Source organism: Cupriavidus sp. UME77 (assembly GCF_014170355.1).
Classification (GTDB): domain Bacteria; phylum Pseudomonadota; class Gammaproteobacteria; order Burkholderiales; family Burkholderiaceae; genus Cupriavidus; species Cupriavidus basilensis.
In genome coordinates this window covers 32,995-57,514 of the sequence record NZ_LZZU01000055.1, presented here as the reverse complement: position 1 = coordinate 57,514, position 24,520 = coordinate 32,995, and the positions used below count along the sequence as shown (strand labels likewise).

The 24,520-nt window shown below is 67.3% G+C and carries 26 protein-coding genes; 15 read left to right on the top strand and 11 right to left on the bottom strand.

Annotation, left to right across the window (positions count from 1 at the left end; translation table 11 throughout):
- Positions 1-2: 2 nt before the first annotated feature.
- The 3 genes from A9975_RS22285 to A9975_RS22275 all read right to left on the bottom strand — a co-directional run bounded on the left by A9975_RS22285 (position 3) and on the right by A9975_RS22275 (position 1,816).
- The gene (locus tag A9975_RS22285; RefSeq protein ID WP_183034712.1) at positions 3-614 is read right to left on the bottom strand and encodes a hypothetical protein; all 612 of its coding nucleotides are present in this window, start codon (positions 612-614) and stop codon (positions 3-5) included.
- The gene (locus tag A9975_RS22280) at positions 611-1,150 is read right to left on the bottom strand and encodes a hypothetical protein (RefSeq protein WP_183034711.1); all 540 of its coding nucleotides are present in this window, start codon (positions 1,148-1,150) and stop codon (positions 611-613) included. The genes A9975_RS22285 and A9975_RS22280 overlap by 4 nt, the downstream gene beginning before the upstream one ends.
- 480 nt (positions 1,151-1,630) lie before the next feature.
- Positions 1,631-1,816, bottom strand: a complete 186-nt coding sequence (locus A9975_RS22275) for a hypothetical protein (protein WP_183034710.1) — start codon at positions 1,814-1,816, stop codon at positions 1,631-1,633.
- A gap of 268 nt (positions 1,817-2,084) precedes the next feature.
- Between A9975_RS22275 and A9975_RS22270 the strand changes: the two genes are divergently transcribed.
- From A9975_RS22270 to A9975_RS22260, 3 genes are all read left to right on the top strand, one after another.
- Complete coding sequence (locus tag A9975_RS22270; RefSeq protein ID WP_150989214.1) at positions 2,085-2,252, top strand: DUF1328 domain-containing protein; 168 nt, start codon at positions 2,085-2,087, stop codon at positions 2,250-2,252.
- Positions 2,253-2,331: 79 nt separating this feature from the next.
- The gene (locus A9975_RS22265; protein ID WP_183034831.1) at positions 2,332-3,297 is read left to right on the top strand and encodes a YihY/virulence factor BrkB family protein; all 966 of its coding nucleotides are present in this window, start codon (positions 2,332-2,334) and stop codon (positions 3,295-3,297) included.
- A 135-nt stretch (positions 3,298-3,432) separates the two neighbouring features.
- Complete coding sequence (locus tag A9975_RS22260; RefSeq protein WP_183034709.1) at positions 3,433-5,007, top strand: peptide chain release factor 3; 1,575 nt, start codon at positions 3,433-3,435, stop codon at positions 5,005-5,007.
- Positions 5,008-5,061: 54 nt separating this feature from the next.
- On the opposite strand, the gene A9975_RS22255 is transcribed toward A9975_RS22260, so the two are convergent.
- Positions 5,062-5,841, bottom strand: a complete 780-nt coding sequence (locus A9975_RS22255) for a sulfite exporter TauE/SafE family protein (RefSeq protein ID WP_183034708.1) — start codon at positions 5,839-5,841, stop codon at positions 5,062-5,064.
- Positions 5,842-6,027: 186 nt separating this feature from the next.
- On the opposite strand from A9975_RS22255, the gene A9975_RS22250 reads away from it, so the two are divergent.
- Both A9975_RS22250 and A9975_RS22245 read left to right on the top strand, forming a co-directional pair.
- Positions 6,028-6,927 carry a LysR family transcriptional regulator gene (locus A9975_RS22250; RefSeq protein ID WP_183034707.1) on the top strand — a complete coding sequence of 300 codons (900 nt, stop codon included), beginning with the start codon at positions 6,028-6,030 and terminating at the stop codon, positions 6,925-6,927.
- Between the two features lie 262 nt (positions 6,928-7,189).
- A complete protein-coding gene (locus A9975_RS22245; RefSeq protein WP_183034706.1) occupies positions 7,190-8,443 on the top strand; it encodes an MFS transporter in 1,254 nt (417 codons plus the stop codon).
- Here A9975_RS22245 and A9975_RS37825 read toward each other — a convergent pair.
- Entirely contained in the window at positions 8,433-8,819 is a 387-nt protein-coding gene (locus tag A9975_RS37825) for a hypothetical protein (protein ID WP_220810865.1), read from the bottom strand. The genes A9975_RS22245 and A9975_RS37825 overlap by 11 nt on opposite strands.
- Here A9975_RS37825 and A9975_RS37820 point away from each other — a divergent pair.
- From A9975_RS37820 to A9975_RS22225, 4 genes are all read left to right on the top strand, one after another.
- Positions 8,779-8,913 (top strand): asparagine synthase-related protein, encoded by a 135-nt coding sequence (locus A9975_RS37820; RefSeq protein ID WP_370565295.1) that lies wholly within the window; start codon positions 8,779-8,781, stop codon positions 8,911-8,913. The genes A9975_RS37825 and A9975_RS37820 overlap by 41 nt on opposite strands.
- A gap of 89 nt (positions 8,914-9,002) precedes the next feature.
- A complete protein-coding gene (locus A9975_RS22235; protein WP_183034705.1) occupies positions 9,003-9,158 on the top strand; it encodes a hypothetical protein in 156 nt (51 codons plus the stop codon).
- A gap of 46 nt (positions 9,159-9,204) precedes the next feature.
- Complete coding sequence (locus A9975_RS22230) at positions 9,205-10,089, top strand: mechanosensitive ion channel family protein (RefSeq protein ID WP_183034829.1); 885 nt, start codon at positions 9,205-9,207, stop codon at positions 10,087-10,089.
- Positions 10,090-10,278: 189 nt separating this feature from the next.
- Entirely contained in the window at positions 10,279-11,373 is a 1,095-nt protein-coding gene (locus A9975_RS22225; RefSeq protein WP_183034704.1) for a porin, read from the top strand.
- 22 nt (positions 11,374-11,395) lie between these two features.
- Here A9975_RS22225 and edd read toward each other — a convergent pair whose 3' ends face one another.
- Positions 11,396-13,222: a phosphogluconate dehydratase gene (edd, locus tag A9975_RS22220; RefSeq protein ID WP_183034703.1), complete on the bottom strand. Its 1,827-nt coding sequence runs from the start codon at positions 13,220-13,222 to the stop codon at positions 11,396-11,398.
- 657 nt (positions 13,223-13,879) lie between these two features.
- Here edd and fusA point away from each other — a divergent pair.
- Positions 13,880-15,931 carry an elongation factor G gene (gene fusA / locus A9975_RS22215; protein WP_183034702.1) on the top strand — a complete coding sequence of 684 codons (2,052 nt, stop codon included), beginning with the start codon at positions 13,880-13,882 and terminating at the stop codon, positions 15,929-15,931.
- A gap of 52 nt (positions 15,932-15,983) precedes the next feature.
- Here the strand turns inward: fusA and A9975_RS22210 are convergent, their stop codons facing one another.
- The 4 genes from A9975_RS22210 to A9975_RS22195 all read right to left on the bottom strand — a co-directional run bounded on the left by A9975_RS22210 (position 15,984) and on the right by A9975_RS22195 (position 18,233).
- On the bottom strand, positions 15,984-16,286 hold the full coding sequence (locus A9975_RS22210) for a cupin domain-containing protein (protein WP_183034701.1): 303 nt from the start codon (positions 16,284-16,286) through the stop codon (positions 15,984-15,986).
- 20 nt (positions 16,287-16,306) lie between these two features.
- Positions 16,307-17,011: a glutathione S-transferase N-terminal domain-containing protein gene (locus A9975_RS22205; protein WP_183034700.1), complete on the bottom strand. Its 705-nt coding sequence runs from the start codon at positions 17,009-17,011 to the stop codon at positions 16,307-16,309.
- A 105-nt stretch (positions 17,012-17,116) separates the two neighbouring features.
- Positions 17,117-17,395, bottom strand: a complete 279-nt coding sequence (locus tag A9975_RS22200; protein WP_174425730.1) for a type II toxin-antitoxin system HicA family toxin — start codon at positions 17,393-17,395, stop codon at positions 17,117-17,119.
- Positions 17,396-17,495: 100 nt separating this feature from the next.
- Complete coding sequence (locus tag A9975_RS22195) at positions 17,496-18,233, bottom strand: AraC family transcriptional regulator (protein ID WP_183034699.1); 738 nt, start codon at positions 18,231-18,233, stop codon at positions 17,496-17,498.
- 101 nt (positions 18,234-18,334) lie between these two features.
- On the opposite strand from A9975_RS22195, the gene A9975_RS22190 reads away from it, so the two are divergent.
- Entirely contained in the window at positions 18,335-19,195 is an 861-nt protein-coding gene (locus tag A9975_RS22190; RefSeq protein ID WP_183034698.1) for an inositol monophosphatase family protein, read from the top strand.
- A gap of 101 nt (positions 19,196-19,296) precedes the next feature.
- On the opposite strand, the gene A9975_RS22185 is transcribed toward A9975_RS22190, so the two are convergent.
- The gene (locus A9975_RS22185; protein WP_183034697.1) at positions 19,297-20,097 is read right to left on the bottom strand and encodes a crotonase/enoyl-CoA hydratase family protein; all 801 of its coding nucleotides are present in this window, start codon (positions 20,095-20,097) and stop codon (positions 19,297-19,299) included.
- A gap of 180 nt (positions 20,098-20,277) precedes the next feature.
- Between A9975_RS22185 and A9975_RS22180 the strand changes: the two genes are divergently transcribed.
- The 4 genes from A9975_RS22180 (at position 20,278) to glk (ending at position 24,508) form a co-directional block, all read left to right on the top strand.
- Positions 20,278-21,075: a PaaX family transcriptional regulator C-terminal domain-containing protein gene (locus tag A9975_RS22180; protein ID WP_183034696.1), complete on the top strand. Its 798-nt coding sequence runs from the start codon at positions 20,278-20,280 to the stop codon at positions 21,073-21,075.
- A 203-nt stretch (positions 21,076-21,278) separates the two neighbouring features.
- Positions 21,279-22,727: a glucose-6-phosphate dehydrogenase gene (gene zwf / locus A9975_RS22175; protein ID WP_150989294.1), complete on the top strand. Its 1,449-nt coding sequence runs from the start codon at positions 21,279-21,281 to the stop codon at positions 22,725-22,727.
- Between the two features lie 52 nt (positions 22,728-22,779).
- On the top strand, positions 22,780-23,460 hold the full coding sequence (gene pgl, locus A9975_RS22170; RefSeq protein WP_183034695.1) for a 6-phosphogluconolactonase: 681 nt from the start codon (positions 22,780-22,782) through the stop codon (positions 23,458-23,460).
- The gene (gene glk / locus A9975_RS22165; RefSeq protein WP_370565222.1) at positions 23,444-24,508 is read left to right on the top strand and encodes a glucokinase; all 1,065 of its coding nucleotides are present in this window, start codon (positions 23,444-23,446) and stop codon (positions 24,506-24,508) included. The genes pgl and glk overlap by 17 nt, the downstream gene beginning before the upstream one ends.
- Positions 24,509-24,520: the final 12 nt, after the last annotated feature.

Below are 24,520 nucleotides of genomic sequence, written 5' to 3'. Positions count from 1 at the left end.
GCTTAGAAAAAAGTGCCCGCCGGGGGACGGAGCACAAAAACGTTGGACGAGACATTCCCCGATCCTGCCGTCTGGTTCAGCTGCACCAGGCCAGATGCGTTGCGGTAGGCATCTGGCTGGATGACTGCCTCGCGCGGACCCGTTGCGTGGCCCGCTGAACCCGGGCGACTTCCTCCGGCCGATTCCGCGGCTAGCAAGCCGTCGGAGATGGCTTCGATCTTTACGCTGGCGGCCGGCGCCAGCACTGCCGCATTGATTTGCACGTTGCCGTTGCCGCTGGCCACGTTTGCCGAAAGCAGCCCGCTGCCATTGGCGAAGGCACCGCCACCGATCTGGCTGACGGCGCCTGTCGCGGGCGCGTTGGCGCCGGCACGCTGCTGCGATTGCACGTCCGCGCTGCCATTCGCGATGGCGGCCTGGTTGCTTTGCGCGTTGCTGCTACCCGCGGCCAGATTCACGGCGGCGCGACCGGCAACGCCGGTGAGCGCGCCGGCATCGATGCGGGTGCTGTCGGTGGCTGCGCCCTGGACCTGCGCGTGGAGCGGCAGGCAGGCAAGCATCAGGCCGGCAAGCCAGGCAGCGTGGTTGCCGCGCGCGGTGTGGACGCCGGTCATGGCCGGCCTCCCACCGCAAGCGGCGCCAATCCGTGCATCAAGGCGCCAGTCATGTTGCCGGTAGCCTGCGCGACCTGGCCGGCGATGCCGCCCGAAACGCTCCCGGCACCGCTGCCATTAGCCAGTCCCTCGATCTGGCTGGGCGCCAGGGCCAGCCGCCCGGTGGCGGACTGGCTGGCGCCGGACACGGCTGCGCTGCGGCCTACCGCGGCAGCTAGATCGCTGTCGGTCAGGTCGCTGGCTACGGCGGCGGTGGATTGCTGGAAGCGTGCGGACGGAAACGGCTCGACGGCGGCGGCTATCGGCATGTCCCCCTGCGGTATGCCGCGATAGGCAATACGCGGCTCGACGCTGCGCAGAACGACGATATCGCCTGGGTCTGCAATCGCGGAGAGGGAAGCAAGGGCGGCGACAAAAGCTGCAAGACCGATGGCGCAGGCCGCGCCAGTCGATACGAACGCCTCCGTGCCGTCATTCGCGCTGGCGGCTGACGCATGGCTGAACTCACTCCCGCGTTGTAGGACTCGTCGCGTCATTTTTTTATGTCTCCCTGTGGCAAACAGAGCGACAAGCGTGCCAATACCCTGCAATCGAGCGCTGTCAACGGTTTGCGGGTGGTGCGCAAGAGCGCGCGGAAGTTCCCTGATAGAGGAAGAACATTTTGGTTGCAGCGCTGTAACGCGGCATTGCCGATGGCGCTGGATGAAAGTGATTGCCGATTGGGCGCGCGGCCATGCTGAGTCAGGCACGACGACGCGCCACGAGCGCCTGCGAGGGCAGGCTGGCGCTGGTTGCATTGCTGAAACAGGGCAAGGGCCGGCAAGTGTGCCGCCCCGTCTTTGGCACCGGCGGCAAGGCGGGCGGCCCGGGCCGTTTGCGCCTCGTCTGCGCCGCTTTACGCGCGTTTGCCGGCGCGCGGCACTGTACGCAGAAACGGGTACGCTCCGGGCTTGCAGGAGCGTGATGCCCGCGTCGGCGGCATTGGCCTGGGCGCGCCGTTGCGAAGCTGTTGGCGCTCAGGCCGACAGCACGGGCAAGGCGGGTAGCGCAAGGAGGGGCGGCGCGGTGCCGGCGGCTTGCTCGTCCAGTGCACCGGAGATCGGCTTGGGTCCCGGCTGGCTGCGTTCGCAGCCAGTGGCGGCGAGCAGGCCGAGCGCCAGGAAGACGGCCGTGCCAAGGCGGCGGAGGGTTTTCCGGTTCATGGTGCCTCCTTCTGGTTGTCGAAAAGGAGTGTGCGGGAGGAGGGTGCCTGGACGGCTGGTGCTTGCGGCCAACCGCGCCGGTGGCGCCGTTTACCCGCAGCGAGACGGCGCGTAGCCCGTCTTCCAGTCTAGCCGTTCACTGCCCGGACCGGGCCGGAACCGGGGCGCGAGCCCGCGTCCGGGCGGCTTGGGCTAAGCGCGGGATGGGCTGTATCATGAACCTTGGAACGGATAACAAAACGGGAGAAGGCTTCATTGGAGTCCCATCATGTTGCGCTACGCCGTGGTTTTCTTCGTCATCGCCATGATCGCGGCCGTGTTTGGCTTCGGCGGCATCTCCGCCGCGGCGGCCGAGTTCGCCAAGATCCTCTTCATCATCTTCCTCGTGCTGTGCGCGGTGTCGTTGATATGGGGCCTGAGCAAAGACCGGGGCTAGGGCAGGTCGCCAGACCCTTTAGCCCCCCGACCAACAGCGGGATCCACGCTTGAATCCAGCCGATTCCCCCGACCAGTCCCTGGACCGTACGCCGCCCAAGCAACGCGCTCGCGACATCGGCCATTGGCTGCCCGATCGCCATACCGCCACGCGCACGGCCAGGGTGGTGCTGGCCGCGGTCAGTGCATGGCTGGCGCACCGAGCCGCCAGCAAGGGCGCGGCGCTGTCCTTCTATATGCTCTTCTCGCTGGCGCCCGTGCTGGTGCTGGTGATCTCGATTGCCGGCATCTTCTTTGGCGCGGAAGCGGCACGGGGCGAGATCTTCGCCCAGATCGACGGCCTCGTTGGTGCCCAGGGCGCGGCTGCCATCCAGGAAATCCTTGCCGCCACGCACCGCTCGGGTGGTGGCGGGCTGGCCGCGGCCATCGCCACCGGCATCTTGTTTGTCGGCGCCACCAGCGCCTTCGCGGAACTCAAAGGCAGCCTCGACGAGATCTGGGAGACACCGGCGCCACAGGGCGCAGGCTGGCAGCAATTGCTGCGCGCTCGCTTGCTCTCGTTCAGCCTGGTGCTGGTGCTGGCCTTCATGCTGCTGGTGTCGCTGATCGTCAATGCCGCGCTGGCGGTAGTCGACCGGTTTTGGGGTCAGATGTGGACGCAATCGTGGTTTGCGCCGGTGGCGGACGTGCTTTCAACGGCATTTTCGTTTGGCGTGGTGACTCTGCTGTTCGCCGTGATCTTCAAGATGCTGCCCAATGCCCGCATCGCCTGGCGCGACGTGGTCATGGGCGCCATCATCACCGCCCTGCTGTTCTCGGTGGGCAAGCGGCTGATCGGCCTTTACCTGGGCAATAGCGCTGTGGCTTCATCCTATGGGGCTGCGGGTTCTGTGGTCGCATTGATGTTGTGGGTGTATTATTCAGCACAAATTTTCTTCTTCGGTGCCGAGCTGACTCGCCAATACGCGCTGCAATTCGGCAGTTTGCGGGGGCAAAGCGTCAGCCCGCCGCCCGATCCGCGCGCGGCCGGTCCCGCGAACCGGTAAAATACGGCCCGATTCCCTTCGTGCATGCCCGCAGTGCCCGGCCCCCGACCGCAAGCTGATGGTCGCGCCGGCCCCTGGCGCCGGTCCGCTGCGCCCCGGGCCCCTTTTCATCTTCTGTTTGCCGAATCCACTGCCGTGAGCTCGCTCGTATCCGAAATTGCGCGTCGTCGCACCTTTGCCATCATTTCGCACCCTGACGCGGGTAAGACGACCCTGACCGAAAAACTGCTGTGGTTCGGTGGCGCCATCCAGGTCGCGGGCGAAGTGCGCGCGCGCAAGGCCGATCGCCACGCCACCTCCGACTGGATGGAGCTGGAAAAGCAGCGTGGCATCTCGGTGACCTCGTCGGTGATGCAGTTCCCGTACCGCGAGAACATCGTCAACCTGCTCGACACCCCGGGCCACGAGGACTTCTCCGAAGACACGTACCGCACGCTGACAGCGGTGGACTCCGCGGTGATGGTGATCGACTCGGTCAACGGTGTGGAAGCGCAGACCATCAAGCTGCTCAACGTCTGCCGCCTGCGCGACACACCCATCATCACCTTCATCAACAAGCTCGACCGCGAAGGCCGCTCGCCCATCGAGCTGCTCGACGAAATCGAGGACGTGCTGAAGATGCAGTGCGCGCCGATGACCTGGCCGATCGGCATGGGCAAGGCCTTCCGCGGTGTGTACCACCTGATCGACGACCGCGTGCAGCTGTTCGACCCGCACGGCGAGAAGGGCACCTCGGCGATGGTCCAGGGCCTGGACAACCCGGAGCTGGACCGCGTGCTGGGCACCCAGGCGGAAGAGCTGCGTATCGAGATCGAACTCGTGCGCGGCGCGTCGCATGCTTTCGACAAGGACGCGTTCCTCAGCGGCAAGCAGACGCCCGTGTACTTCGGCTCGGCCGTCAACAACTTCGGCGTGCAATCGCTGCTCGACGCCTTGTGCGAGCTGGCGCCGCCGCCGCAGGGCCGCAATGCCGAGTCGCGCGCGGTGGAGCCGCAGGAGCCCAGGTTCACCGGCTTCGTGTTCAAGATCCAGGCCAACATGGACCCGCGCCACCGCGACCGCATCGCGTTCGTGCGCGTCTGTTCGGGCCGCTTCGAGCGCGGCATGAAGGTGCTGCATGTGTCCACCGGCAAGACCATGGCCATCAATAACGCCATCACCTTCATGTCGCAGGACCGCAATACGACCGAAGAGGCTTACGCCGGCGACATCATTGGCGTGCCCAACCACGGCACCATCCGGCTGGGCGATGCGTTCAGCGAGGGCGAGGCGCTCAAGTTCACCGGCATCCCGTCGTTCGCGCCTGAGTTCTTCCGCCGCGCGCGGCTGAACAACCCGCTCAAGGTCAAGCAGCTGCAAAAGGGCCTGCAGCAGCTGGCGGAAGAAGGCGCGACGCAGATGTTCCGCCCGATCGCCTCCAACGACCTGGTGCTGGGCGCCGTCGGTATCCTGCAGTTCGATGTGGTGGCGCACCGCCTGGAGCACGAGTACGGTGTCGACGCGATCTTCGAGTCGCACGACTGCGCCACCGCGCGCTGGCTCAAGGGCGACCCCGCGGAGATCGAGAAGCTGATCGAGAAGGCGGGCCACAATGTGGCGCTCGACGGCGCCGGCGACCACGTCTACCTGGCGCCCAGCATGGTCAACCTGCGCCTGACGCAGGAGCGCTTCCCCAAGCTGCAGTTCATGGAGACGCGCGAAATCGTTTGATTTTCGCGCTGCCAGGGCGATCTGGCGCAAGCGCCGCCCGTTCGGGCGGCGCGTTTAATCCAGGCGCAGCAGGTAATGCAGGACCAGCGCGCCGCCGGAGCACAGCACCACCGCATTGACCATGCGCAGGAACTGCTCGCGCGACAAGCGCAGCGTGATCCTGCGCCCGGCCCACAGGCCCAGCGCCATCGCTGGCGCCAGCAGGAGCGCCAGCTTGATGATGGCCGCACCCGCATAGACTCCCGCCAGGGCAAATAGCACCAGCCGCGTCAGCGTACTCACGCCGATCAGCGTGGACTGCGTCATGCGCATGGCGTCCTTGCCTAGTCGGCCCGACAGGTAGATCGCATAGAGAAAGCCGCCGCTGCCGAACATGGCCGAGCACACGCCGCCGCCCAGGCCAAAGGGCAGCGCCGCGCGTGGCGTGAAGCCGTTGGGTCGCTTGCCGGCAAGCGACCAGATCGCATATCCCATGGCGAACACGCCAAGCAGCAGCGGCAGCAGGTCAGACTGCAGCTTGAGCAGCAGTGCGGCGCCCACCAGGCTGCCGGCCAGCATGCAGGGCAGCAGCCGCCCAAGCTCGGCGCGGTCGGCGGCGCGGCCGTCGCGCAGCAGGGCAAAGGCTGCGGCTGTGCAGTCCATCAGCGCCAGCAGCGCAACGATCTGGCTCACTGGCATCAGGTAGGCCAGCAGCGGCCCGGCCACCAGCGCGGTGCCGAAGCCCGCCATGCCGAAGATCACATAGGCGCCGGCGATCGCCACGCACATGGCAAGGTAGGCGGACAGGGAAACATCGGGCAGCAGGGCGGTCAGTGCGGTCAGGTCCACGGGCATTGGCGTCAGGGTTGCGTGCCCCACAGCATAGGGACGCCCGCGTGCGCGGACCAATATCAAAGCGCCCCGCGATCCATCGCAAAGCGGCATGGCAGCGCGCTGGGCGCGGCGCGCGCGCCATGGCACACTTGCGCGCACAATCTCAGGCCGATGTCAGCCCGTGCGTCCCATGAGCCCGCCCATTCAATGAGTCCGTCCCTCAAGCAGTTGCGCTACTTCGTTGAAATCGTCGATGCCGGCAGCTTCAGCCTGGCCGCGGAGCGCCTCTTTATCGCGCAGTCGGCGCTGAGCCGGCAGATCAAGGAGATGGAGGGCATGCTGCAGGTGGTGCTGCTGGTGCGCAAGCCGCGCCATGTAGAGACCACGCCGGCCGGCCGCGCTTTCCTGGAGGCGGCACGCCGCATCCTGGCCGAGCTGACCGAGGCCTCGGCGCAGGCGCGTCAGGTCGAGCGCGGCGAGCAAGGCACGGTGCGCCTGCTGCATTCCAGCTCGGTGCCGCTGACGCCGGCCTGCACGGCGGTGCTACGCGAGTACCAGGCCAAGCACCCCGGGATACGTTTCGAGATCTCGCAGGCATCCAGTGAGCAGCAGGCGATGGAGATCGAGGAGGGCCGCGCCGACCTGGGCCTGGCGCGCGAGCCGCTGCTGCGCCGGCTTCCCGGCGTCGAGGTGGACCCGCTCTATGAAGAGCGCCTGGTGCTGGCGGTAAGCAGCGCGCATCCGCTCGCGCACGAGGAAACCGTGGCGCTGGATAGGTTGCGGGAAGAGCCCTTCGTGTCGCTGCCGCATCCGGACCGGGGCGGCCTGAGTCATCGCGTGGCGCAGTGCTGCCTGGCGCGCGGCTTCTATCCGCGCGCGGCGGCGGCGATCTCGCGCAAGCTGTCGCAGCTGGCGCTGGTGGAGGCAGGGTTTGGCGTGGCGTTGGTGCCGGCTTCGCTCAGTCGCCTGGCACCGCCGGGCGTGCGCTGCGTACCGCTGGCCGATGCCGGCTGTGATACGCGCGTGCTGCTGCTGTCGCGCCGCGACGCCGCGCCAGCCTCCGCGGCGCTGGCACAGTGCCTGCGCACGGCGCTGTCGCATCGGTAGTCGCCTTAGTCGCTTTTCGGGCTCTCCAGCCAGTTGCTGACCACGGTGACGGCGGTAAGGGTGCTTTCGGCGCTGAAAGCACCTTGGCCTGCCGGGGCAGCGGCCGGCTGCGGGTCGGCAGCGTGTCTTCCTGTTGCTACATTGCATCATTGGAGATACATGGGTGAGCTGGGACGTGATGCATACGCCTGCATGCATCACGGGCCTCGGATAGAATGCGTCCCAGCTTTGCCCCGCCGCCGCCCCGTCATCACCGCCATCCATGTCGACCCCTGCTTCCGTTCCGGCCCCCGAGCCGGACTCAGTCTTTCGCGATCCTTCATTCCGGCTGTTCTGGTTTGCCCGCCTGTGCACCACCATCGGCTACCAGATCTTTACGGTGGCGGTAGGCTGGCAGATCTACGACCTCACCCGCAACCCGTTCATGCTTGGCATGGTGGGGCTGGTGCAGTTCCTGCCTTCGGTGATGCTGCTGCTGATGTCCGGCCACGTGGCCGATCGCTTTGACCGGCGCCTGATCGTGCGCACCTGCCAGACGCTGGAAGCGCTGATCGCGGTGTCGATGGCGGTGGCGAGCCTGTCAGGCTGGATCACGCGCGATCACATCTTCGTGTTCGTGGCCCTGATCGGTGCCACCCGCGCCTTTGAGACGCCGACGCTGCAGGCGCTGCTGCCCAGCGTGGTCACGCCACGCATGTTTCCGCGCGCGGTGGCGCTGTCCAGCTCCGCCACACAGACGGCCATCATCATCGGTCCCGCACTGGGTGGTTTCGCCTACGTGGCCGGCCCGGGCGTGGTCTACGCCATCAGTGCCACGCTGTTCGCCGTGGCCGCCTGCCTGGTCACCGCGCTCAAGCTGCGCCAGGCCGCGCAGCGGCTGACCACGCCGGTCAGCATCGCCACGCTGTTTGCGGGTTTTTCGTATATCCGCGGCCGGCCGGTGCTGCTTGGCGCGATTTCGCTGGATCTCTTTGCCGTGCTGCTGGGCGGCGCCACCGCGCTGCTGCCCATCTACGCGCGCGACATCCTGCATACCGGCCCCTGGGGCCTGGGCCTGCTGCGCTCGTCGCCCGCCATCGGCGCACTGGCGACCGCGCTATGGCTCGCCCACCATCCGATGAACCGCCGCGTGGGTCGCGTGATGTTCGGCGCGGTGGCCGTCTTTGGTATGGCGACGATGGTGTTCGGCATCTCGCACTGGCTGCCGCTGTCGATGGCGGCGCTGGTCATGCTTGGCGCCTCCGACATGATCAGCGTGGTGGTGCGCTCCACGCTGGTACAGCTCGATACGCCCGACGATATGCGCGGGCGCGTGGGCGCCGTCAACTCGGTCTTTATCGGCGCGTCCAACCAGCTTGGCGAGTTCGAGTCCGGCGTGACGGCCGCGCTGTTCGGGCCGGTTGGCGCGGTGCTGCTTGGCGGCATCGGCACGCTGATGGTGGTGGTGGTGTGGATGCGCCTGTTTCCCTCACTAGCCTCGCGCGACCGCTTGCACGATCACCCCGTCACGGCTTGAAATAAGGTCCAAACCGGCCGGTCCGAGCACCGGCCGGGTGCGGCGCCTGTTTTTCCTCGGCAATACCTCCTCCGCACCAAAGCGTACCCAATTCTGCGTGCTCCCGCGCAGGGGGCCGCACGATTCTCCCCACATAAAAATACGCCCAAGCCCGCTCCGGTGAAATTTTTTTCATTCGCGCCCGGCCCTTGCCCACGCAGGGCTGGCGCCGATTCGCCCAGCTGTCGTCGCGCATCTCCGGGAAACCAATTCCCCCGTTATTTGTCCTGAAAGTATTGCCAATTTCAATCAAATCCAGGCAATCGTCTGATATCAAGTCGGGACATCGCCGCATCGTGGCGCAGGCGCCGACGAGCGTGCTGCTGTCGGGCGGCATGGACGCCAGCCTGATCACCGGATTGCTCGCAGAATTTGCTCGCAGAAACGGGTACGCCCGACCTGCGCACCTACGCCTTCGGCTTCGGAATTGACCTGCTGTTGCCGTTCACGGCCCGATGCCACGCTCGTGCGTACCAACCTCTTCCTGAAATCTCTCGAACCGAACCATGAACCCCCCCGCATGCAGACACTGAAGATCGACCCGCTTTACCTCAAGACCACGCATGGCTACGCGCGCACACGCTTGTCCGTGCCGGTGCACCTTGCGTGCAGCGAAACGCCGCTGCCGCACGCCGGAGAACCGGCGCACCGCCGCCGCGACGACGACGCAGCCTGAGCCGCGCATGTCCAGCTTCTCCACACTGATCGCCGGAGCCGAATCCATGAACCTGAACTTCATCGAGCCCCACAAGCTGGAAGCAGCGTGGGCGTACCTGCTGCAACTGGTGGTGCAGCAAGGCCTGAACTGCATCGCCGCCATGCTGATCCTGATCCTGGGCTGGTGGCTCTCCGGGCGCGCCCGCGCCGCGGTGCTGCGCGCGTTTGACCGCCCGCGCGTGGACGCCACCTTGCGCCCGATGCTGGCTAGCGTCACGCAGTGGATCGTGCGCGTGATCACGGTGGTGCTGGTGCTGTCGCAGTTTGGCGTGCAGACCGCCAGCATCATTGCCATGCTCGGCGCCGCCGGCCTGGCCATCGGACTGGCGCTGCAGGGCACGCTGCAGAACATTGCCGCGGGCATCATGCTGGTGCTGCTGCGGCCGTTTCGCGTGGGCCAGTACATCGATGCGCAGGGCGTGGCCGGCACGGTGCGCGAGACGGGTTTGTTCATGACCGAGCTGACCACCTTCGACGGGGTTTGCCTGCGCGTGCCCAACGGCAAGATCTGGGGCAGCGCCATCACCAACTACAGCGAGAATCCCACCCGCCGGCTCGACATCGAAGTCACCGTCAACTTTGGCGCCGACATCCAGGCCGCGCTCGATGCGCTGCGCGCCATGCTCGCCGCCGAGGAGCGCATCCTGGCGGACCCGGCCTCCGAGGCCATGGTGATCAACTACGCTGCGCAGGGCGTGACGCTCAACGTGCGCTGCTGGGTTGCCGCCGGGGATTACTGGAACGTGCGCTTCGCTTTCTACCAGCGCATCAAGCAGGTGCTCGAAGCCGCCGGCTGCGCCATCGCCGTGCCGGTGCAGGAGTGGCGCGTGTCCGAGGACGCGCAAGCGACCGCGCCCGTCGCGCCGGGCCCCGCGCATCGCCTGAGCTGACGAACCAAGCTCTTCGGCTCCCGCTGCAGCGGTGCGCAAGCACCCCGGCGGCGATCAAGGCTTGTGGCGAGCGCTTGCGCCGCCATTGGCCACTCCATTTCTCTCGCCCCTTTGGGTTCTTCACCGGTATCCGCGTTTCGTTGCGCCACGCGGCGAAACACGGCTTGCCTTCAATCTCTGGAATTGGATTTGCAGTCTGCACACAAGCTCGAACTGAACCCCATTGCCCGAAAGTCCTGTGCGCCGCGCGCAAGGCTGGCGCGGTGCCTGCCTGCGCTGGCCTGCGCCACCGTGCTCGCCCCCGCCGCACCGACTGCGCACGCGCAGGGCAGCCTCACGCTGTACGGGTTTGCCGACGTCGGCATCTTCCGTCCCGCGCCCGGCCAGCCCATTCAGCTCGGCACCATGCAGCGCAGCTTCATCGGCCTGCGCGGCAACGAGACCTTGGCCCCCGGCTGGGCCGCCACCCTGAACCTGCAAACACGCTTCGACATGGGCGATGGCCGGCTCGAAGCCAGCGGCGCCACGCCGTATTTCCAGGGCGAATCCACTATTGGCATCCAGTCGCCCTACGGCGATCTGCGCGTTGGCCGTGCGCTGACGCCGATGTGGCAATACGACTGGCAGTACGACAGCTGGGACAATTTCAACCGCGTGAGTTCGGTGGCGTGGTACGTGTACCACCCGTCCTATCGCACCGATCCGTACCACAATGGCCCCGCGGGCGAATACTCGCGCCTGAACAACGGCGTGTTCTACGACTCGCCGAAATGGGGCGGGATACACGTGCACGTATCCGCCGGTGTTGAGAAGAATGAAACGCCGGATGCCGCCGGCAACCGGGACCGCACGCGGCCGCTGGCGGCCTCGCTCAACTACGATGCCGGGCCCTGGTCGGCCATGCTGACGGCGGAGCGCAATTCGGCGTATGACAATACGTGGTTCGCGGGGCTGGCCTACGCGTTCACCAAGGTGCGGCTGATGGCCTCGTACAGCCAGACCCATCTAAGCGCCGCGAGCCAGGCCTTCCTCGGCGACGCCAGCGCCAGGCGCAGCGCCGCCACGCTTGGCGTCAACTGGCGCGTGGGCGCCTATACGCTGAAGCTTTCGGGCGCGCGCGATTTCCAGGGCTATGGCGCGGCGGGCGTGACCGACTACGTCACCAGCGGGGTGGACTATGCGCTATCGAAGCGCACCACGCTGTATGGCGCGGTGTCGTATCGCCACAGCCGCTACGCAAGTGGCGGTACCGGATTTGGCGCCGGTATCAGCCACAGCTTCTAAGCCGCGCACAAGCTATCTCGCGTCAGCCTTCCTCGGCAAACAGCGAGCAGGCTCCCGCCTCCGCCGTGCTCACATGACGGCGGAAATTGGCAAACAGGTCGCGCCCCACGCCGTGCCGGTTGGCTGAGAGGTCGGGCGGCGTCACCGAGCGCGCGGCCCATTCCGTTTCGGGGACCAGCACCGTGAGCACGCCCGCATGCGCGTCCACGCGCATCGGGTCGCCATCGCGCACGCGGGCGATGCCGCCACCACTCAATGCCTCGGGGCACACATGGATGGCGGCCGGCACCTTGCCCGACGCGCCGGACATGCGTCCGTCCGTCACCAGCGCCACGTGGAAGCCGCGGTCCTGCAGCACGGTCAGCGTGGGTGTGAGCTTGTGCAGCTCCGGCATGCCGCAGGCGGCCGGCCCTTGCCATGGCAGCACCGCGATAAAGTCACGCTCCAGCTCGCCGCGCTTGAACGCTTCGATCAGCGCGTCTTGCGTGTGGAACACCATCGCCGGGGCTTGCACGATGTGGTGCTCGGGCTTGACTGCCGATATCTTCAGCACGGCGCGGCCGATATTGCCGTCGAGCAGCTTGATGCCGCCTTCCGGCGCGAAAGGCTGGCCGGCGGCGCGCACGATGGTGTCGTCCAGCGGCGCTTCGGGCCCGTCGATCCAGGTGAGCTGGCCATCGCGCAGCACCGGCTCGCGCGTGTAGTCGGCCAGGCCCTTGCCGACCACGGTGGTCACGTCGTCGTGCAGCAGGCCAAGCTGCAGCAAGCCGCGAATCACCAGCCCGAGTCCGCCGGCGGCCTGGAACTGGTTCACATCCGCGCTGCCGTTCGGATACACGCGCGCCAGCAGCGGTACCACTTCCGATAGCTCGGCAAAATCGTCCCAGCCCAGCACGATGCCCGCGGTGCGCGCCATCGCCACCAGGTGCAACGTATGGTTGGTGGAGCCGCCGGTGGCCAGCAGGCCGACGATGCCATTGACGAAGGCGCGCTCGTCGAGCACGTCCGCTACCGGCGTATAGCGAGCGCCGCCATGCACAAGGCGTAACGCCTGACGCGCGGATTCGCGCGTGAGGGCTTCGCGCAGTGGCGTGTTGGGATTGACGAAGGCGGTGCCGGGCAGGTGCAGGCCCATGATCTCCATCAGCATCTGGTTGGAGTTGGCGGTGCCGTAGAAGGTGCAGGTGCCCGGGCCGTGATATGACTGGCTCTCCGCCTCCAGCAACTCCGCGCGGCTGAGCTTGCCCTCGGCATAGCGCTGGCGCACGCGGGCCTTTTCCTCGTTGCCGATACCGGTGGTCATAGGGCCGCCTGGCACGAAGATGGCGGGCAGGTGGCCGAACGACAGCGCGCCCATCACCAGCCCCGGCACGATCTTGTCGCACACGCCGAGGTACAGCGCGCCGTCGAACATCTGGTGCGACAGCGCCACCGCCGTGGATAGCGCAATCACGTCGCGCGAGAACAGCGAGAGATCCATGCCGTCCTGGCCCTGCGTCACGCCATCGCACATGGCGGGCGTGCCGCCGGCGAATTGCGCGGTGCCGCCCGCCTCCAGCGCGGCTTCCTTGAGCCATTGCGGATACTCCGCCAGGGGCTGGTGCGCCGACAGCATGTCGTTGTAGGACGAGACGATGGCGAGGTTGGGGCGCTCCTGCGCTTTCAGGCGGATCTTGGCCTGCTCAGGCATGGCCGCCACGGCGTGCGCGAGGTTGGTACACGAGAGCTGCGCGCGTTCCACCTTCTGTCCCGCCATGGCGCGGGTGCGATCCATGTAGGTCTGGCGGGTGGCGGCGCTGCGCGCCACGATGCGGGCGGTGACCCGTTCCAGGACTGGGTGACTTGGCATGGGGATCTCCTGCGTGGGTGCTTTTTCAGCCTAGTGCACTTTGGGGAGGGGCGCACGGTTGGTGAGCGGCCGGTGCGCGGTCGGTGCACGCTTGGCGCCAGTATGAGCCGCTGCACGTTTTCTCCACAAGTGCTAGACTCCGCCGCATTCTCAGGAGTTCAAACGACATGAAGCAAGCAGCGCAACGCCCCGCCATCGCAGCGTTTGCCGCGGCACCTTACGGTGAGCGCGTGCTGCTGGCTATTCACGTCTAGTCTTCCGAGCATCCCGCCCGGAAGGCTGCAAGGCCAGTTCCGGGAACGACGAAACCGATCATCGCCAACCCCGGACGGCCCGCAGGCCCGCCGGGGTTTTGTTTTTTTGTTTCGCCACCATCTGACACGCCATGCGTACCTACGACAAGTTGATTGCCACGATTCAAACCGGCCAAGGGAACGGGGGCTTGCGCTCGTCCCTTGGTGCGGTAACGGCGTCGTCTGGCGTAGTCACCGAGACCTTTGCGTGCCGCATGCGGCATGCCGGCGCCGCCTCGCAAGCGATCCCATAGCCTCCTGGCTGCACATGCAGTCCGGGAGGCCTCGCAGATCGCCTCCCAGGGACCACAAACACCCTGGCAGGCACGCACCCGCCAGGGTGTTTGCATTCAGGCAGCCCATCATGGAAAGCAGAAACGAAAGCAGGAAGGAAAGCAGGAAGGAAAGCAGGAAACTCAGGAACATCGGCATCATCGCCCACGTGGACGCGGGCAAGACCACCACGTCGGAACGCATCCTGTTCTACACCGGTGCCAGCCACAGGCTGGGCGAGGTGCATGACGGCGCCGCCACCATGGATTTCGATCCACAGGAGCAGGCGCGCGGCATCACCATCAACAGCGCGGCCACCACCGTGTACTGGCGCGGGCACCAGATCAACCTGATCGATACCCCGGGCCACATCGATTTCAACATCGAGGTGAACCGCTCGCTGCGCGTGCTCGACGGCGCCGTGGTGGTGTTCGACGGCGTGGCCGGCGTGGAGCCGCAGACGGAGACCAACTGGCGCCTGGCGGACCACTACCGCGTGCCGCGCCTCGCGTTCATCAACAAGCTGGATCGCACCGGCGCGGATTTCCTGCGCGTGGCCGGCATGATCGAAGAACGCCTCGGCGTGGTGCCGCTTGTGCTGCAGTTGCCGATCGGCCGCGAAGGCGATTTCCACGGCGTGGTCGACCTCGTGAGCATGCAGGCCCTGCTATGGCAAGGCGGCACGGGTTACGTGACCGATGCCGTGCCGCCGGCGCTGGCGGAGCAGGCCGGGGCCTGGCGCCAGCGTTTGCTGGAAACGCTGGCCGAGCAGGACGATGCCTTGCTGGAAGACTACCTGGCGGGCCGCGAGCCGGCCGGTGACGCCCTGCGCGCAGCCATCCGGCGCGCGACCATCAGCGGCGCCGTGGTGCCCGTGCTGGCGGGTTCCGCCTTCAAGAACAAGGGCGTGGAGCCTTTGCTCGATGCGGTGACTGCGTACCTGCCAGAACCTGGCGAAGCGGGCCGCCATGCAGTGAGCGCGGACGTTGACCAGCCGCTGGTGGCGCTCGCCTTCAAGGTCGTGCACGACGCGCACGGCACGCTGACGTTCGTGCGCGTGTATCGCGGGCGGCTTGCTGCCGGCGACACCGTGCTCAACGCGGGCAGCGGCAAGCGCGAGCGGGTGGCAAGGCTGTACGAGATGCACGCGGACCGCAAGCAGGAGCTGGCGGTTGCCGTGGCCGGCGACATCGTGGCGATCGCGGGCCTCAAGGCCACCATCACCGGCGACACGCTGACGGATCCCGCGCACCCCATGGTGCTGGAAACGATTGACACGCCCGAGCCGGTGATCGACGTGGCCATCGAGCCGAAGAGCCAGTCCGACCAGGCCGGCTTGTCGCGCGGGCTGCAAGTGCTGGTGCAGGAAGATCCGAGCCTGCGCCTGCGCCAGGATCCGGAGAGCGGGCAGACGTTGCTGTCCGGCATGGGCGAGCTGCAGCTGGAGGTCACGCTGGAGAAGCTGCGCACGCGCTTTCATGTGGAGGTCACGGTAGGCCGCCCGCAGGTGGCGTATCGCGAAACGCTGACCCGTGCCGCCGATGCGCGCTACCTGCATCGCAAGCAAAGCGGTGGCCCGGGCCAGTACGCGGAAGTGGTGCTGCGCTTCGAGCCGCTGGCGCGCGGCGAGGGCGTCCGGTTCGAGAGCCGCATCAGCGGCGGCGCGGTGCCGCGCGAGTTCGTGCCAGCGGTGGAGGCCGGCATCCGGCGCGCGGCTGCGCAGGGCGTGCTCGCGGGCTACCCGGTGGTGGATGTCCAGGCCATCTTGCTGGACGGCAGTTATCACGAGCGCGACTCCTCGGCCCTGGCCTTCGAGACCGCGGCCGCGTCCGCCTTCCGCGAAGCCGCGCGGCAGGCCGCGCCCGTGGTGCTGGAACCGGTGATGAGCGTGGAAGTGGTGACGCCCGCCGACCATGTGGGTGACGTCATCGGCGATATCCACCGGCGCCGTGGCATGGTGCGCGGGCAATCGCAACGCGGTGGCGGAAACACCACGGTGGTGCAGGCGCATGTGCCGCTGGCCAGCCTGTTCGGCTATATCGGCAGCCTGCGCGCGCTGACCTCGGGCCGCGCCAGCTTTGCCATGCAGTTCGATCACTATGCCGCGGCACCAGCCGCGGCGGTGGTGGAGATGGCTGGCTGAGCCTGACGGCAGCTGCAATCGGGCGGGCGCCGCGTGGGCGTCCGCCTCTTGCTCAGACGTCGATGATCACCAGCGTGCCGTGGCTGCCGGGCAGCACGGCATGTGGGATGCCGGCAAGGGCGAGGTACATCTGCCCGGGCTCGACGACAACCGTGCCGGCTTCGCCTTGCACTTGCAACATAAGCCGTCCGCTCACCACGAGCAGGCCTTCGTTGTAGTCATGCGTCTCGGCTTCATACGCTTGTTCATCCATGCGCAGCACCTTGATGCGGGCGGGGCCGACCTGGCCCAAGACCGTGGACTTCCATGCGCTCGGCAGCGCGGCGGCAAGGTCGTCAAACTGAATCAGCGGCACTGGCGTGGCTCCGGGTTGGCCTAGACGCGCTTCGGGATATCCAGGCCCTTTGCCACCGCGGGACGCGCAAGGAAGGCCTCGAGCGCGCGCGTGACGTGGGGGAAGTCCTGGATGCCGACCAGCTCGCCGGCCTCGTAGAACCCGATCAGGTTGCGCACCCAAGGGAAGGTCGCGATGTCGGCAATGGTGTAGGTGTCGCCCATGATCCAGGCACGGTCCGCGAGGCGTCCGTTGAGCACGGCCAGCAAGCGCTTGGCTTCCGCGACATAGCGGTCGCGCGGGCGCTTGTCCTCGTATTCCTTGCCGGCGAACTTGTTGAAGAATCCCAGTTGCCCGAACATCGGCCCGATGCCGCCCATCTGGAACATCAGCCACTGGATGGTCTCGTAGCGGCCCGCGGGATCTTGCGGGATGAACTTGCCGCTCTTGTCGGCAAGGTAGAGCAGGATCGCGCCGGACTCGAACAGGGCCAGCGGCTGGTCGCCGGGGCCGTTCGGGTCGAGGATGGCGGGAATCTTGTTGTTGGGGCTGATCGACAGGAATTCCGGTGTGTACTGGTCATTGGAGTCGAAACGCACCAGGTGCGGTTCGTACGGCAGGCCGGTTTCCTCGAGCATGATCGAGACCTTGACGCCATTGGGCGTGGGCAGCGAATAGAGCTGGATCCGCTCCGGGCGCAAGGCGGGCCATTTATTGGTAACGAGGAAGGCGGAAAGATTGGTCATGGAAATCCGTAGGAATGGATGGGCTGGGGCAATGGTTGGCCTTGGCGGCCGATGAGGATGGCCGTGCCGGGGTTCGCCGCGGGGCCTGCCCGGGCGAGCGCCGTGTCACTTCGGCTTGTCGTCGCCGTCGGGTGGGCTGACGCCGGCGGCGACCAGGCAATCGCGCAGGTGCTTGATCTCCTGCTTGGCGCAGACATTGCCATGGTGCGGGTGATGAAGGTAGAACTCGTACTCGTTGAGCACCACCCTGAAGCGGGCGCCCTGGATTGGCTCCACCTTCGCGCCGAGTTGCTGCAGCAGCGATTCCACCTCGCGCCAGTGGATGTTGTTGCTGAGCGGGTGACTGAAGATCGACTGCAGGAGGCTGCGGGATTTGTGGCTCATGGCGCGGTCAGGCTTCTTCGGCGGCAATAGCCGTAGCATACAAGAGCGGGTGGGTTGGCGCTTGCTGCACCCGCGAGAGGCCTCCCGCGCTTGTCCTGTCTCAGCCCTTGCCCAGCGCCAGGTAGGCACGCGGTGTGGTGCCGGTGTAACGGCGGAACAGGGCAATGAAGCTGCTGACGCTGGCGTAGCCCAGGCCTAGCGCCACGGCTGTGACGCTTTCGCCAGCCACCAGCCGCTCCATGGCCGCCAGCATGCGCAACTGCTGGCGCCATTGCGCCAGGGTCCAGCCGGTGTCGGCCTGAAAGTGTCGGGTGAGCGTGCGGCGGCCCATGCCGATGCGCGCCGCCCAGCCATCCAGGCCGGTGTTGTCGTCCGGGCTGGCCAGCAAGGCGGTGGCCATGCGCAGCAGGCGCGGCTCCTGGGGCATGGGCAGGAACAGTGTTTGCGCCGGCTGGCGGATGAAGTCATCGGCAAAGACCGCCAGGTAATGCTCGCGCATCGGCCCGGACGGCGGCTCGGCTTGCGCCAGCGTGTCGAGCAGCGCGGCCAGCAGCGGCGACAGGCGTACCACTTTGAGGGTTTCCGGCATGGCGGCACGGCTCCATGCCTCGTCGAAATACAGGCTCATGCCGGTCATCGCGCCATGGATGTGCGCACCGTGCGATGCATACGGCGGCACCCAGCCGATGCAGCCGGTCGGCATCAGCCAGCGCCCGCCACCGGCCTCGATGCTGACCACGCCGGACTTCACCGTGAACAGCTGGCCCTCGGCATGCGCATGGGGCACCTGCTCCTGGGCGGCTTCATGCGCGATTGGCCGGATTTCTCGTAGCGACATCGGTTTGGCCCGTTTCGAATATAAGTTGGCATTCTATCGTTAGATGGCAATGCGGTGAGTGCCTAGACTGGCGGCTCCAACCCAGCCAGGAGCGATGCATCGTGAATGCCAACGTCAATGCCAACATCAACCCTCAGCCCCTTGCCGAACGTCTCGGCCAGCCCGTGGCGGCCGTGCTCGATAGCCTGAGCGCCTTGCTTGCCCAGCAAGGCCGGCGGCTGCACACGCAGCAGCCACGCAGCGCCCCCGCCGACTTCCACGCACTGCGGGCGGCGTTCGACCAGCACAGCGGCGCCGTCGGCTCGGCGCTGAAAAGGGCCTTGCTCGAGCGCTGGCCGCGGATCCCGTTCTCCGAGCAGGAACTGGAGAGCGGCGAGCAGCAGGCGCCTGAGTATGCCGACGCTTACTGGGTTTGCGACCCCATCGATGGCGCCCTGCACTACCTGAGCGGCATGCCGGGCTGGACCATTGCACTGTGCCTGGTGGTAGAAGGCGTGCCAGCACTGGCGCTGGTGCATGACCCGGCCACCGGGCGGACGTATCGGGCGGTGGCCGGCCAGGGCGCCGATTGCGATGGGGCACCATTGCGCGCCAATGCGCGTGGGGAGCTGGCCTCGGCGCTGATTGCCACGGCGCATCCCAACTGGCCAGGGCAGGTGCGCAACGATACCGCGGCCTTTCTGGATCGCTTTGGCCGTTTGTTGCCGCAGGTGTTCGGGCAGCGCGTATACGGTCCTACGTCGTTGTTGCTGGCGCTGGTTGCCGGTGGCGCGCTAGACGGCTACTGGGAATGCGGACAGGATTACTACGACTGGTTGCCAGGCGTGTTGCTGGTGACCGAGGCGGGTGGCGTGGTGACCGCGCTGGATGGCAAGCCGTTTACGTGGGGGTGCCAGGGGATCGTCGCCGCCGGGCCGGCCATGCATGGTGGGTTGAGTTCGGCACTGGCGGGACAGGGCTGATTCCACTGCCATTGCATCCCGCCCCGGCTACGCAGAAACGGGTACGCTTTGCCGAGCCGGGGCGTGTTTGCCCCGTTCCCGCCCCTGTTCCCGATGCCCGCCTAGCCGGAGAAATCGCCGTGCCGGCCGGCACCCCCGACAAAGCGGGCGGCCCCCTGGATGCCCTCCTCGAACACGATCGGCGTGCCGTTGATGCCTTCGGCCCGCAGTGCGTCGGCCAGCGGCAGGTCCCATTGCCCGTAGGCGGAGGCCCGGTCCGCCAGCATGCAGCGCTGCGGGAAGGCGGCCAGCTCATGCGCCAGCGCCTCGGCCGCGGCGCGGGCCTGGCCGGGCTCGACCATGCGGTTGGCCAGCCCCATGGCGAGCGCTTCCTCGGCGGGCACCGGGCGGCCGCTCAGGATCATGTCGAGCGCGCGGCCCATGCCGACGATGCGCGGCAAGCGCACCGTGCCGCCGTCGATCAGCGGTACGCCCCAGCGCCGGCAGAACACGCCGAAGACGGCATCGCGCTCCGCCACGCGCAGGTCCGCCAACAGCGCCAGCTCCAGCCCGCCCGCTACCGCATAGCCGCTGACCGCGGCTACCAGCGGCTTGGAAAGCGCCATCCGGCTCGGGCCCATCGGGCCCGCGCCACCGCCTTGCGGATCCAGCTCGTGACGGCGCGTCGGGTCGCTCACCGCCGACAGGTCGGCGCCGCCGCAGAAATGCCCGCCCGCGCCCCATAGCACGGCCACGCGCAGCGCCGGGTCGGATTCGAACCCGGCAAATGCCTCGCGCAGCGCCAGCGCCATCGGGCCGTCCACGGCGTTGCGCTTGTCGGCGCGGTCCAGAATGATGGTGAGGACCGGGCCGGACGTTTCGGTCCTGACATAATGGTTGGGCTGACTGGGCTTACTATCCATGCTCGTATCCTCGGTGCCTGCGCCTGGCAGGGGTGAATTGCACGAATCGGGCACTTTCCAGGTGTTTTTCCACATGCATAAATATTTCATCGGATGATATATTTGTGCCAAGAAAAGAAATATTTCTGGTTTACCCTTCGCGGCATCCTTTGCCGCCTACGCTGCTCCCGCTTTCGACCCATGCATGAAATAGAGATCCGCGAGCCCTCGGCGACCGACCTGGTCCTGGACCTGCTCTATGGCCATCCGGAGCGTACCCTGCCAGTGCAGGCGCTGGCGCGCGGCGCCGAGGTGATGGGCATCGGCACGCCCAGCGTGCGTGTGGCGCTGACGCGCTTGCAGCGCCAGGGCCGCATCGTCAAGACGGAGCGTGGCTGCTACGCGGTGCTGCCGGAAGGCAACCCGGTCTACGACGAGGTCGAGCATTGGTTCGAAAAAGAGAGCCGGCTGGGGCACTGGGCTGGCGACTGGCTGGTGGTGCAGGACGCCGCCGTGGCGCGCAGCGAGAAGACCGCCTGGCGCCACCATGCGCGCGCGCTCTCGTTGTCCGGCTTTCGGGTGCTGGCCGCTGGCATCAACGTGCGCCCGGACAATCTCGCGGGCGGCGCCCCGGCCATACGTACCGCGTTGTCCCGGCTCGGGATGGCCGGCGCCAGCCTGCTCTTTGTGGGCCGCGAGTTCGATGCCGATGCCGCCGCGCGCATGGTGCAGCTGTGGGATGTGCCGGCGCTGCAATCCGCGTACCGCCGCGCGCTGGCGCAACTTGAGCGCAGCCAGGCCAAGCTGGCGCGCATGGCGCCGGATGCCGCCGCGCGCGAAGCCATGCTGGTGGGCCGCGCCATCATCCGCGCCATCGTGCGCGATCCGCTGCTGCCCGAGGCCATCATGGACCCGGCGCCCCGCCGCGCCCTGATCGAGGCCACGCGCGCCTACCAGCTCCAGGCTCGCGGCCTGTGGGTGGATCTGCTGCTCGGCTAGCGCGCGCAGGCAAACCTCCGCGGCCGCGCCGAGCGTTCCACGCCTCGCCAAGCGGCAGCGACTCAACTAAACTGGCCGGAACTTATGCGGCGCACCACGGCACTCAGTAAAGTGACGCGCACTGGTGTTCCTGGAACCCCGCAGGCCCCGCCGGGCCCTTGCGCCGCACTCACGTTGGCCAAGACAAGGAGTACAGGGTGAGCATGCCCGATTTCGACATGGTGCTGTTCGGTGGCACCGGGGACCTGGCGCGGCGCAAGCTGCTGCCGGCGCTGTTCGATGCACACCGCGCGGGTCTGCTTCATCCCAACGCCCGCATTCTTGCCACCGGCAGCCATCCCCTTTCCACCGAAGACTATATCGGTTCGCTGGAGCAGAGCGTGCGGCCGGGTCTTGAGCATGCACCACCCGAAGCCTGGGCCACCTTCCTTGCGCGCATCAGCTACGTGCAGGCCGACGCCCGCGTGCCCGAGCACTTCGACGCGCTGGCGGCCAAGGTGCTGCAGCGCTCGCCAGAGGTGGTGGTGTGCTATCTCGCCACCGGGCCGCATATCTTTGTCCCCATCTGCGAGCAGCTCGCGCGCACCGGGCTCAATCATCCCAATGTCCGCATCGTCCTGGAGAAGCCGCTCGGGCACGACCTGCATTCGTCCGACGCGATCAACTCGGCCGTGGCGCAGTACTTCGCCGAAGACCAGATCTACCGGATCGACCACTACCTGGGCAAGGAGTCGGTGCAGAACCTGATGGCGATCCGCTTCGGCAACGCGCTGTTCGAGCCGCTGTGGCGCCGCGAATGGGTGCAGGACGTGCAGATCACCATCGCCGAGGAGCTTGGCGTGGAAACGCGCGGCGAGTTCTACGACAACACCGGCGCGCTGCGCGACATGGTGCAGAACCACCTGCTGCAACTGCTGTGCATGGTGGCGATGGAGCCGCCCACCAGCCTGTCCGAGGATGCGATCCGCGACGAAAAGATCAAGATCCTCAAGGCGCTCAAGCCCATCACGCCGCAGGACGTGGCCGAGAAAACCGTGCGCGGGCAGTACCGTGCCGGCGCCGTGGGCGGCAAGCCGGTGGTGGGCTACCTCGACGAGAAGGGCATCGCGCCCGACAGCCATACCGAGACCTTTGTCGCCATCAAGGCCGAGATCGCCAACTGGCGCTGGTCTGGCGTGCCGTTTTACCTGCGCACCGGCAAGCGCATGCAGTCGCGCGTGGCGGAGATCGTCATCCACTTCCGCGATGTGCCGCACGCCATCTTCCCGCGCCCGCTGACCTTGTCGCCGCAGAACCGGCTGGTGATCCGGCTGCAACCGGAGGAAAGCATCCGCCTGTATTTCCTGGTCAAGCAGCCCGGTGATACGGTGGCGCTCACGGGCACCTCGCTCGACCTGGACTTCGCCAACTCCTTCAAGGTGCGCCGCGCAGGCGCCTACGAGCGCTTGCTGCTCGATGTCATTCGCGGCCGCCTCGGGCTGTTCGTGCGGCGCGACGAGCAGGCGCAGGCGTGGCGCTGGGTCGAGCCCATCATCGATACGTGGGCTGGCAGCACCATGCCGCCCAAGGCGTATACCGCCGGCACATGGGGTCCGGCCTCTTCGTCCGCGCTGATGTCGCGCGACGGCTCGCTCTGGCACGAAGAGGTGTGAGCCGCGCCCGCTGATCATTGATAGACCCTCATTCGAACAGGAGACACTGCCCATGCGACGCTACGAACATACCTCCGAGGCGGACCTGGCCGAAGCGATGGCGATCTCGGTAGCCCACGCGCTGGAGATCGCCATCGGCGTGAACGGCTGGGCGGTGCTGGCGGTGTCCGGCGGCCGCTCGCCGGTGGCGATGTTCGAGCGCCTGCGCCATCGCACCATCCGCTGGGACGCGGTCACCATCACGCTCGTCGACGAGCGTGTGGTGCCGCCCGACCATGACGACAGCAACGGCGCGCTGGTGCGCCGCCACCTGCTGCGCGAGGCGGCTGGCAAGGCGGCCTTCGTGCCGCTGGTGGCCGACGCCGCCGAAGTGGTCGACCCCGCCAGCGCGGTGGCACGGCTGAACGCGGCCTGGCGCCAGCCCGACGTGATCGTGCTGGGCATGGGCGAGGATGGCCACACCGCTTCGCTGTTTCCCGAGGCGCCCGAGTTGGAGCAGGCCCTTGCCGAGCCGCAGCCGGGCTATATGGTCACGCATCCGCGCGAGGCGCCGCACGCGCGCATCACGCTGAACCTGGCGGCGCTGCTGGCTGCCGAGCGCGTCTTCCTGTCGTTCGCGGGGCCCGTCAAGACGGCCGTGTTCGCGCGCGCCTGCAAGGGACCTACCCCGGCGTTGCCCATCAGCCTGGTGCTGAGCCGGCACCGGCATGGCACCGATGTCTTCTCGGCCTGACGCCATGCAGAGCTTTCCACGCCTGCTGGGCGATGTCGGCGGTACCAATGTGCGCTTTGCGCTGGAGACCGCGCCGCAGCGCATCGGCCCGGTGACCGCGCTTAAAGTCGCCGATTTCCCCTCGCTCGAGGCTGCCATGCAGCACTACCTCGGCGGCTTGCCGGCCGGCATTGCCAGGCCGCGCCACGCGGCCGTAGGCCTCGCCAACCCGGTGACCGGCGATCGCGTCAAGCTGACCAATCACGCCTGGGCGTTCTCCATCTCGCAGATGCAGCGCTCGCTGGGCCTGGACCTGCTGCTGGCCATCAACGATTTCACCGCGTTGGCGCTGGGTTTGCCACACCTTGGCACGCAGGACCTGACACCGCTGCGCCAGGGCGTGGCCGTGGCCGGCGCGCCGCTCGCGCTGGTGGGGCCGGGCACCGGGCTGGGCGTGTCCGGGCTGGTGCCCGCGCGCTCCGGGCCGGCCGTGGCGCTGGCCGGCGAGGGCGGCCATATCGAGCTGATGCCGGAGACCGAAGACGAATGGACCGCGTGGCGCGCGGCGCACCAGGCCTTCGGCCGTGTCTCGGCCGAGCGTCTTTTGTCGGGCATGGGGCTGTCGCTGACGCATGCCGCGTTGCACGCAGAAACGGGTACGCCCCTGGCTCGCCAGCTCGAACCGGCAGCGGTAACCGAAGGCGCGATTCACCGGCACGACCCGCTCTGCGAGCGCGCGCTTGCCGTGTTTTGCGGCTTGCTGGGTTCCGTGGCGGCCGATATTGCGCTGGTACTGGGTGCGCGTGGCGGCGTTTACCTGGGCGGCGGCATCGTGCCGCGCTTCGTGCCCGCGCTGCGCAACTCCGCGTTCAACGCGCGCTTTACCGCCAAGGGGCGGATGAGCGCGTACCTGGAAAGCCTGCCGGTTTACGTGATCAACGCGCAGTACCCGGCGCTGCCCGGACTGGCGCAGGCGCTGGAGGAAGCGATCACGCACGGCGTCGACGGCGATGGCGATGGCGATGGCGCCAGTCGAGCCAACCCGGCCAACCAACCTAACCCTGCCTGATCCGGACCTGAC

What these genes read in the sequence shown, in the direction of transcription:
- A9975_RS22270 (WP_150989214.1), top strand. Translation starts at nt 2,085, where the DNA reads ATGTTGCGCTACGCCGTGGTTTTCTTCGTCATCGCCATGATCGCGGCC.
- zwf (WP_150989294.1), top strand. Translation starts at nt 21,279, where the DNA reads ATGCCCGATTTCGACATGGTGCTGTTCGGTGGCACCGGGGACCTGGCG.
- pgl (WP_183034695.1), top strand. Translation starts at nt 22,780, where the DNA reads ATGCGACGCTACGAACATACCTCCGAGGCGGACCTGGCCGAAGCGATG.
- A9975_RS22280 (WP_183034711.1), bottom strand. Translation starts at nt 1,150, where the DNA reads ATGACGCGACGAGTCCTACAACGCGGGAGTGAGTTCAGCCATGCGTCA.
- A9975_RS22275 (WP_183034710.1), bottom strand. Translation starts at nt 1,816, where the DNA reads ATGAACCGGAAAACCCTCCGCCGCCTTGGCACGGCCGTCTTCCTGGCG.
- A9975_RS22195 (WP_183034699.1), bottom strand. Translation starts at nt 18,233, where the DNA reads ATGTCGCTACGAGAAATCCGGCCAATCGCGCATGAAGCCGCCCAGGAG.
- edd (WP_183034703.1), bottom strand. Translation starts at nt 13,222, where the DNA reads ATGCCAAGTCACCCAGTCCTGGAACGGGTCACCGCCCGCATCGTGGCG.
- A9975_RS37825 (WP_220810865.1), bottom strand. Translation starts at nt 8,819, where the DNA reads ATGCCGCCCGACAGCAGCACGCTCGTCGGCGCCTGCGCCACGATGCGG.
- A9975_RS22185 (WP_183034697.1), bottom strand. Translation starts at nt 20,097, where the DNA reads ATGGATAGTAAGCCCAGTCAGCCCAACCATTATGTCAGGACCGAAACG.
- A9975_RS22235 (WP_183034705.1), top strand. Translation starts at nt 9,003, where the DNA reads ATGCAGACACTGAAGATCGACCCGCTTTACCTCAAGACCACGCATGGC.
- A9975_RS22230 (WP_183034829.1), top strand. Translation starts at nt 9,205, where the DNA reads ATGAACCTGAACTTCATCGAGCCCCACAAGCTGGAAGCAGCGTGGGCG.
- A9975_RS22250 (WP_183034707.1), top strand. Translation starts at nt 6,028, where the DNA reads ATGAGTCCGTCCCTCAAGCAGTTGCGCTACTTCGTTGAAATCGTCGAT.
- A9975_RS22245 (WP_183034706.1), top strand. Translation starts at nt 7,190, where the DNA reads ATGTCGACCCCTGCTTCCGTTCCGGCCCCCGAGCCGGACTCAGTCTTT.
- glk (WP_370565222.1), top strand. Translation starts at nt 23,444, where the DNA reads ATGTCTTCTCGGCCTGACGCCATGCAGAGCTTTCCACGCCTGCTGGGC.
- A9975_RS22285 (WP_183034712.1), bottom strand. Translation starts at nt 614, where the DNA reads ATGACCGGCGTCCACACCGCGCGCGGCAACCACGCTGCCTGGCTTGCC.
- A9975_RS22255 (WP_183034708.1), bottom strand. Translation starts at nt 5,841, where the DNA reads ATGCCCGTGGACCTGACCGCACTGACCGCCCTGCTGCCCGATGTTTCC.
- A9975_RS22180 (WP_183034696.1), top strand. Translation starts at nt 20,278, where the DNA reads ATGCATGAAATAGAGATCCGCGAGCCCTCGGCGACCGACCTGGTCCTG.
- A9975_RS22200 (WP_174425730.1), bottom strand. Translation starts at nt 17,395, where the DNA reads ATGAGCCACAAATCCCGCAGCCTCCTGCAGTCGATCTTCAGTCACCCG.
- fusA (WP_183034702.1), top strand. Translation starts at nt 13,880, where the DNA reads ATGGAAAGCAGAAACGAAAGCAGGAAGGAAAGCAGGAAGGAAAGCAGG.
- A9975_RS22205 (WP_183034700.1), bottom strand. Translation starts at nt 17,011, where the DNA reads ATGACCAATCTTTCCGCCTTCCTCGTTACCAATAAATGGCCCGCCTTG.